The sequence below is a fragment of the Actinomycetospora straminea genome (genome assembly GCF_028737255.1).
Lineage (GTDB): Bacteria > Actinomycetota > Actinomycetes > Mycobacteriales > Pseudonocardiaceae > Actinomycetospora > Actinomycetospora straminea.
The window spans coordinates 1-6,009 of the sequence record NZ_JAQZAN010000046.1 but is presented as its reverse complement, the minus strand read 5'-3'; the positions used below and the strand labels follow the sequence as shown (position 1 = coordinate 6,009).

Genomic DNA, 6,009 nt, shown 5'->3' with positions numbered 1-6,009 from the left:
CCACCCCATCACCAGGTGATCAGGACGGCGGGCCCACCCTCACAGTCAGCCCAGGGCGTCGAGCTGGGGCCGCAGCGCCGCCGCGAAGCGCTCGGGCTCGCCGAGCAGGGCGAGGTGGCGCGCGCCGGGCAGCTCGGTGACGAGGTGGGTGCGCAGGCGGGCGGCGGTGGCGAGGGCCTGCGGCCGGGCGAAGCTCTCGTCGTCGGAGCTGTAGAGGACCGCGGTGGGGACGGCGACGGTCGTCTCCTGGGCGTCGGTGAGGCCGATGAGGGGCCGGCGGACGACGTCGACCAGCGCGTCCACCGCGGCGGGCTCGAGGAACGGGGCGCGCCAGCGGTCGACCGCGGCGTCGTCGACGGGGCAGCCCGGCCCGCACTGTGCGGCGACGACCGACCGGACGACGGCGCGGTGCCGGACGACGGCGGTGACCGCGGCGGGCGCCACCGGGGGGACGAGCAGCCACCGCGGCCCCGCGCCGGGCGTGGTGCGGTCGTCGCCGAAGTAGGGGGTGCCGTCACCGTTGGCCGCGACGACGCCGGTGATCGAGCCGGGCGCGCGCAGGGCCCAGGACAGCGCGATCGCGACGCCCGAGGAGTGCCCGACGAGGACCGGGCGCTCGAGGCCCAGGGCGGCGAGGACCCCGCCGAGCTGGTCGGTGTCGGCGGCGAGGTCGTAGGGAGGGACGCGGTCGGTGTAGCCGAAGCCGCGCACGTCGTAGGCGTAGACGTCCCGGTCGGCGGCGAGCAGCGGCGCCACCCGCGACCACACGTACGTCGACTCCGCGAAGCCGTGCACGAGGAGCACCGGCGGGCGCCCCGACGGCCGCGCCGCGGGCCAGTGCTCGACGCGGGTGCGCACGCCCGCGGCGTCGACGTCGAACCCGGGCCGCGGGACGTCGAGCCGGACCGGGGCGAGGCGGTCCCAGCCGAGGTAGGCCGCCGAGCCGCCGACCACCAGCAGCACGAGCACCAGCAGCGTCACGCCGACCCGGCGCAGCCACCTCACGGCAGCCACCGCGCGTGCCGGGGGAGGGTCGGGCGCTCGCCGGCCCCGACGAGCAGGTCGGCGAACGCCGCGGCGGCGGGGGAGACGACCGCCCCGCGCACGAGGGCCATCCGGCGCACGACGACGGGGTCCTCGAGCGGGACCGCGACGAGGTCGGCGAAGCCGGTCAGCGGCACCACGAGGCCCGGGACCGCGCTGACCCCGAGCCCCGCCGCGACCAGGCCCGCCACCGCCGCGACGTTGCGCGCCGCGACGACCCGGCGGGGCCGGACGTCGGCGGCGACGAGGGCGTGGTCGACGTGGTGGCGGATGCTCGTCGTCGGGTCGAAGTCGATGAACGACTCGCCGGCGAGGTCGGCCCAGGCCAGCCGGTCGCGGCCCGCCAGCGGGTGACCGGGGGCGAGGAGGGCGCAGAACGTGTCCTCGGCGACGGGCAGGACCTCGAGGTCGTCGAGCACGTCGGCGGCCACGGACACGACAGTGACGGCGAGGTCCGCCCCGCCGGTGCGCACGCGCTCGACGACCTCGTCGGCCAGGGCGTCGGAGAGGGTGAGGTCCACCTCGGGGCGCACCGCCCGGAACGCGGCGACGACCCCGGGCAGCAGGAGGGCGGCGAGCGAGGGCAGCGTCGCCACCCGGACCCGGCCGCGGGCGCCGGCGAGGAAGTCGGCGAACCGGCGCATCTCCTCGTCGAGGCCGTCGAGCACGCGCCGGGCCAGCGCCACGAACTCCAGCCCGGCGGTCGTGGTCTCGAGCCGTCGCGTCGTGCGGGTGAAGAGCCCGGTGCCCAGCCGGCGCTCCACCTCGGCGACGGTGCGGCTCAGCGACGGCTGCGCGACCCGCAGGGACGCGGCGGCCGCCGTGAACCCGCCGGCCTCGTGCACGGCGACGATCACCCGCAGCTGCTGCAGCGTCACGTCCATGCCCTGTCCGCATCAATCGATCGCCGATCGGTCTTTGACGAGCATAGGTCCGCGTCGCCATCGTCACGACACCGGGCGTGACCCGGACCACCTCCTGCACCGGGCGCCCGGCCCGCTGCAGCCGCGCTGACACGGAGGTCGACGATGCTCGCCGCGGCCGGTTTCCTCACCATCGCCGTCTTCCTGGCCGCCGTGCTCTCGCGCCGGGTCTCGGTCCTGTTCGCGCTGACCGTCATCCCGGCGCTGGCCGCGGTGGCCGTCGGCGCCGGCGGCGAGCTCGGTGACCTGGTGCTCGACGGCCTCGAGCAGGTCGCGCCGGTCGCGATCATGATCACCTTCGCGGTCCTCTACTTCTGCCTGATGATCGACGCCGGCCTCTTCGACCCGGCGATCCGCCGCGTCGTGCGCTGGGCGGGCGGCGACCCGCTGAAGATCTGCGTCGGGACCGCGGTGCTCACCGTCCTCGTCGCCCTCGACGGCGACGGGGCCTCGACCTTCCTGATCATGGTCACCGCCATGCTGCCGATCTACGAGCGGCTGGGGATGCGCCGGATCGTCCTCGCCGCGCTGGTCTGTCTCGGGGCGGGCGTGATGAACATGGTCCCGTGGGGCGGCCCGACCGCCCGGGCCATGGCCGCGCTCGACCTGCCCGCGAGCGAGATCTTCGTGCCGGTGCTGCCGGCGATGGCGGCCGGCATCGCGTGGGTGGTGCTCGCGTCGTGGGTGATCGGGCGCAGCGAGCGCAAGCGCCTGGGTGTGATCACGCTGGACGAGCCGGTCGCCGTGGGTGGGTTCGGGTCGGGGTCTGGCTCCGGGTCGGGGTCCGGGTCGCCGGACGGCGGGACGGACTCGTCCGGCACCGGCGGCGGGGACCGGCCGGACGGCGCGCCGGGGACGGAGGCCGGGGACGGCGGCGACGGGGCCGTCGGGACCCTGACGCGGGCGACGCCCCGGACCCGCGCCGACCGGGTGCGGTTCTGGCTCAACGCCGTGGTCACGCTCGCGCTGCTCGTGGTCCTGCTGCTGCAGCTCGCCGAGCTGCCGGTGGTCTTCCTCGCCGCGTTCGTGGTGGCGCTCCTGATCAACGCGCCGCGCTGGACCCAGCAGCAGGAGCTGCTCGAGCGCCACGGCCGCAGCGTCGTCCTCGTCGTCACGATGATCTTCGCGGCCGGCGTCTTCACCGGCATCCTCGGCGGCACCGGCATGATCGAGGCGATGGCGCGGGCGCTGGTGTCGGTGATCCCCGACGCGGCCGGGGGCCTGCTGCCGACCATCGTCGCGGTCACCGGGATGCCGCTGTCGCTGGTCTTCACCCCCGACGCCTACTACTTCGGCGTGCTGCCCGTGCTCGCCGAGACCGCCGGCGCCCTCGGCGGCGCCCCGGCCGAGGTGGCCCGCGCGGCGATCCTCGGGCAGATGACCACCGGTTTCCCGCTCAGCCCGCTGACCGCGTCGACCTTCATCCTCGTCGGCCTGACCCGCGTCGACTTCGGCGCCCACCAGCGCTTCGTGTTCGGCTGGGCGTTCGGCACCACGCTCGTCATGACCGCCGTCGCCCTGCTCACCGGGGTGATCTGATGGCCGATCCGGTGGCACGGACGACGGTGCGGATCGGGGCCGGCGCGGGCTTCGCCGGCGACCGCGTCGACCCCGCCGTCGACCTCGCGGCGCACGGCGCGCTGGACGACCTGGTCCTGGAGTGCCTCGCCGAGCGCACCATCGCGCTGGGCCAGCAGCGCCGGCTCGCCGACCCCGACGCCGGTCACGACCCGCGCCTGCACGCCCGGCTCGCGCCCCTGCTCCCGGTCGCGCTCGAGCGGGGGACGCGCGTGCTCACCAACATGGGCGCGGCGAACCCCGTCGCGGCGGGGCGCGCGGTGCGGGCGCTGCTCGACGACCTCGGGGCCCGCGCGAGCGTCGGTGTGGTCACCGGCGACGACGTCCTCGACGTGCTCGACCTCGACGCCCCGGCCCTCGAGGACGGCCGCCCGCTGCGCGAGCACGGGGAGATCGTCTCGGCCAACGCCTACCTGGGCGCCGACGCGATCACGCCCGCGCTCGAGGCGGGCGCGCAGGTGGTCGTCACCGGGCGCGTCGCCGACCCGTCGCTGTTCCTCGCGCCGCTGGCCCAGCGCCTCGGGTGGGCGCCCGACGACGTCGACGCCACGGCGGCCGGGACGCTCGTCGGGCACCTGCTCGAGTGCGCCGGCCAGCTGACCGGCGGGTACGCCGCCGACCCGGGGAGGTTCGACGTCCCCGACCTCGCGCGGCTCGGCTTCCCGTTCGCCGACGTCGCCGCCGACGGGTCGGCCGTCTACGGCAAGCTCGACGGCACCGGCGGTCGCCTCGACCGGCACACCGTCCGCGAGCAGCTGCTCTACGAGGTCACCGACCCCGCGGGCTACGTCACCCCCGACGTCCTGCTCGACCTGCGCGGGGTGCGGGTGGAGGACGCGGGCGCCGACCGGGTGCGCGTGCACGGTGCCCGCGGGCGGCCGCGGCCCGACCGGCTCAAGGTCACCGTGGGCCACCGCGCCGGCACGCGGGTGGAGGCCGAGATCTCCTACGTCGGCCCGGGTGCCGAGGCCCGTGGGCGCCTGGCCGCCGACGTCGTCGCCACCCGGCTGGCCGGGCTGCCGCTGGCGCCGCGGATCGAGGTGCGCGGCGGCCCCGAGGACGCCCGGCTGCGGGTCGCTGCTCGCGGCGAGGACCCCACCGTGCTCGACGCCGTCGGCCACGAGGTCGAGGCGCTCTACACCAACGGGCCCGCCGGCGGCGGGGGCGTGCGCGTGCACCGGACGCCCGTGCTCGGGGTGGTCTCGACGCTGGTGCCGCGCAGCGCCGTGCACCCGCGGACCACGATCCTGGAGGCCGTCGGTGCTGCTGCATGACCTCGCGCACTGCCGCGCCGGCGACAAGGGCAGGGTCGCGACGCTGACGGTCGTCCCGTACGACGACGACGCGTTCCCCGAGCTGGTGCGGGCGCTGACCGCCGAGCGGGTCCGGGCCCATCTCGACCCGTGGGTCGCCGGCGAGGTCGTGCGCCACGAGCTGCCGCTGGTGTGCGCCCTGCAGTTCGTCTGCACCGACGTGCGCGGTGGGGGCGTCACGGTGTCGACGGCCCTGGACACCCACGGCAAGTCGCTGAGCTCGCGACTGCTCGCGATCGAGCTCTGACGGGTCTTGCCCCGCGGCGTCCCGGGGTGTACTCCTGTCCACGTCAGATACCCCCTGGGGGTATCAGGAAGGAGTCATCGTGACCACGCACCAGCACGAGGTCCACGCACCGGGCGGTTGGTCGTCCGTGTCGTGGCGGACGGCGGCCCTGGCCACGCTGCACTGCCTCACCGGCTGTGCGATCGGCGAGGTCCTCGGCATGGTCATCGGCACCGCGCTGGGCCTGTCGAACGCCGTGACCGTCGTCCTCGCCGTCGCCCTGGCGTTCGTGTTCGGCTACGCGCTGACCATGCGCGGGGTCCTGCGCGCCGGCGTCGGGCTGCGGCAGGCGTTCCGGATCGCGCTGGCCGCCGACACCGTGTCCATCGCGGTCATGGAGATCGTCGACAACGCGGTCATCCTCGGCGTCCCGGGCGCCATGGACGCCGGGCTGGCGAGCGCCCTGTTCTGGGGCGCGCTGGCGTTCGCCCTGCTCGTCGCGTTCGTCGTGACCCTGCCGCTCAACCGCTGGATGATCGGCCGCGGCCTGGGCCACGCGGTGGTCCACGCGTATCACTGATCGGTGCCGGCCCTTCTCGGGCCAGTCCGGCCTGCTCCGCTGGCCCGGGGCGTCCTCCGCGACCACGGTGCGCGGCGGTGGCTCCTGGATCCCGGCCCCGGACGGCGCTCGACCAGGTCGACCCGCACCGCCCGGCAGGGGGCGGGGGCCGGCCCCGGCGGCGAACGCGTCTCGATCGGTGGACGGAGGCCCAGCGCCGTTCGCTGAGAGGAGTCTCAGCGTTCGGGGCGGCGGTGTCGGGGGTCGCGGCTAGGTTCGAACACGTGAGCGAACGGGTGGGGGTGGCGGGGCGGGAGCTGCTCGACCGCGCCCGCGAGGCCGAGGTCGCGCGGCGGCGCGCCTACT

General features: G+C 76.1%; 6 protein-coding genes. 4 read left to right on the top strand and 2 right to left on the bottom strand.

Features of this window, described 5'->3' with window-relative positions; translation table 11 throughout:
• Positions 1-45: 45 nt before the first annotated feature.
• Together PH190_RS30460 and PH190_RS30455 are read right to left on the bottom strand one after the other, a co-directional pair.
• Positions 46-1,005, bottom strand: a complete 960-nt coding sequence (locus PH190_RS30460) for an alpha/beta fold hydrolase (RefSeq protein WP_274235299.1) — start codon at positions 1,003-1,005, stop codon at positions 46-48.
• Positions 1,002-1,928, bottom strand: coding sequence for a LysR family transcriptional regulator (locus tag PH190_RS30455; RefSeq protein ID WP_274235298.1), 927 nt, complete (start codon positions 1,926-1,928; stop codon positions 1,002-1,004). The genes PH190_RS30460 and PH190_RS30455 overlap by 4 nt, the downstream gene beginning before the upstream one ends.
• A gap of 144 nt (positions 1,929-2,072) precedes the next feature.
• On the opposite strand from PH190_RS30455, the gene PH190_RS30450 reads away from it, so the two are divergent.
• The 4 genes from PH190_RS30450 (at position 2,073) to PH190_RS30435 (ending at position 5,664) form a co-directional block, all read left to right on the top strand.
• Positions 2,073-3,506 carry a CitMHS family transporter gene (locus tag PH190_RS30450; RefSeq protein WP_274235297.1) on the top strand — a complete coding sequence of 478 codons (1,434 nt, stop codon included), beginning with the start codon at positions 2,073-2,075 and terminating at the stop codon, positions 3,504-3,506.
• Positions 3,506-4,819, top strand: a complete 1,314-nt coding sequence (locus tag PH190_RS30445) for an acyclic terpene utilization AtuA family protein (RefSeq protein WP_274235296.1) — start codon at positions 3,506-3,508, stop codon at positions 4,817-4,819. Before PH190_RS30450 ends, PH190_RS30445 begins: the two co-directional genes overlap by 1 nt.
• On the top strand, positions 4,806-5,105 hold the full coding sequence (locus tag PH190_RS30440; protein ID WP_274235295.1) for an AtuA-related protein: 300 nt from the start codon (positions 4,806-4,808) through the stop codon (positions 5,103-5,105). The genes PH190_RS30445 and PH190_RS30440 overlap by 14 nt, the downstream gene beginning before the upstream one ends.
• Before the next feature lie 127 nt (positions 5,106-5,232).
• On the top strand, positions 5,233-5,664 hold the full coding sequence (locus PH190_RS30435; RefSeq protein ID WP_274235300.1) for a DUF4396 domain-containing protein: 432 nt from the start codon (positions 5,233-5,235) through the stop codon (positions 5,662-5,664).
• Positions 5,665-6,009 lie beyond the last annotated feature (345 nt).

What these genes read in the sequence shown, in the direction of transcription:
- PH190_RS30455 (WP_274235298.1), bottom strand. Translation starts at nt 1,928, where the DNA reads ATGGACGTGACGCTGCAGCAGCTGCGGGTGATCGTCGCCGTGCACGAG.
- PH190_RS30450 (WP_274235297.1), top strand. Translation starts at nt 2,073, where the DNA reads ATGCTCGCCGCGGCCGGTTTCCTCACCATCGCCGTCTTCCTGGCCGCC.
- PH190_RS30445 (WP_274235296.1), top strand. Translation starts at nt 3,506, where the DNA reads ATGGCCGATCCGGTGGCACGGACGACGGTGCGGATCGGGGCCGGCGCG.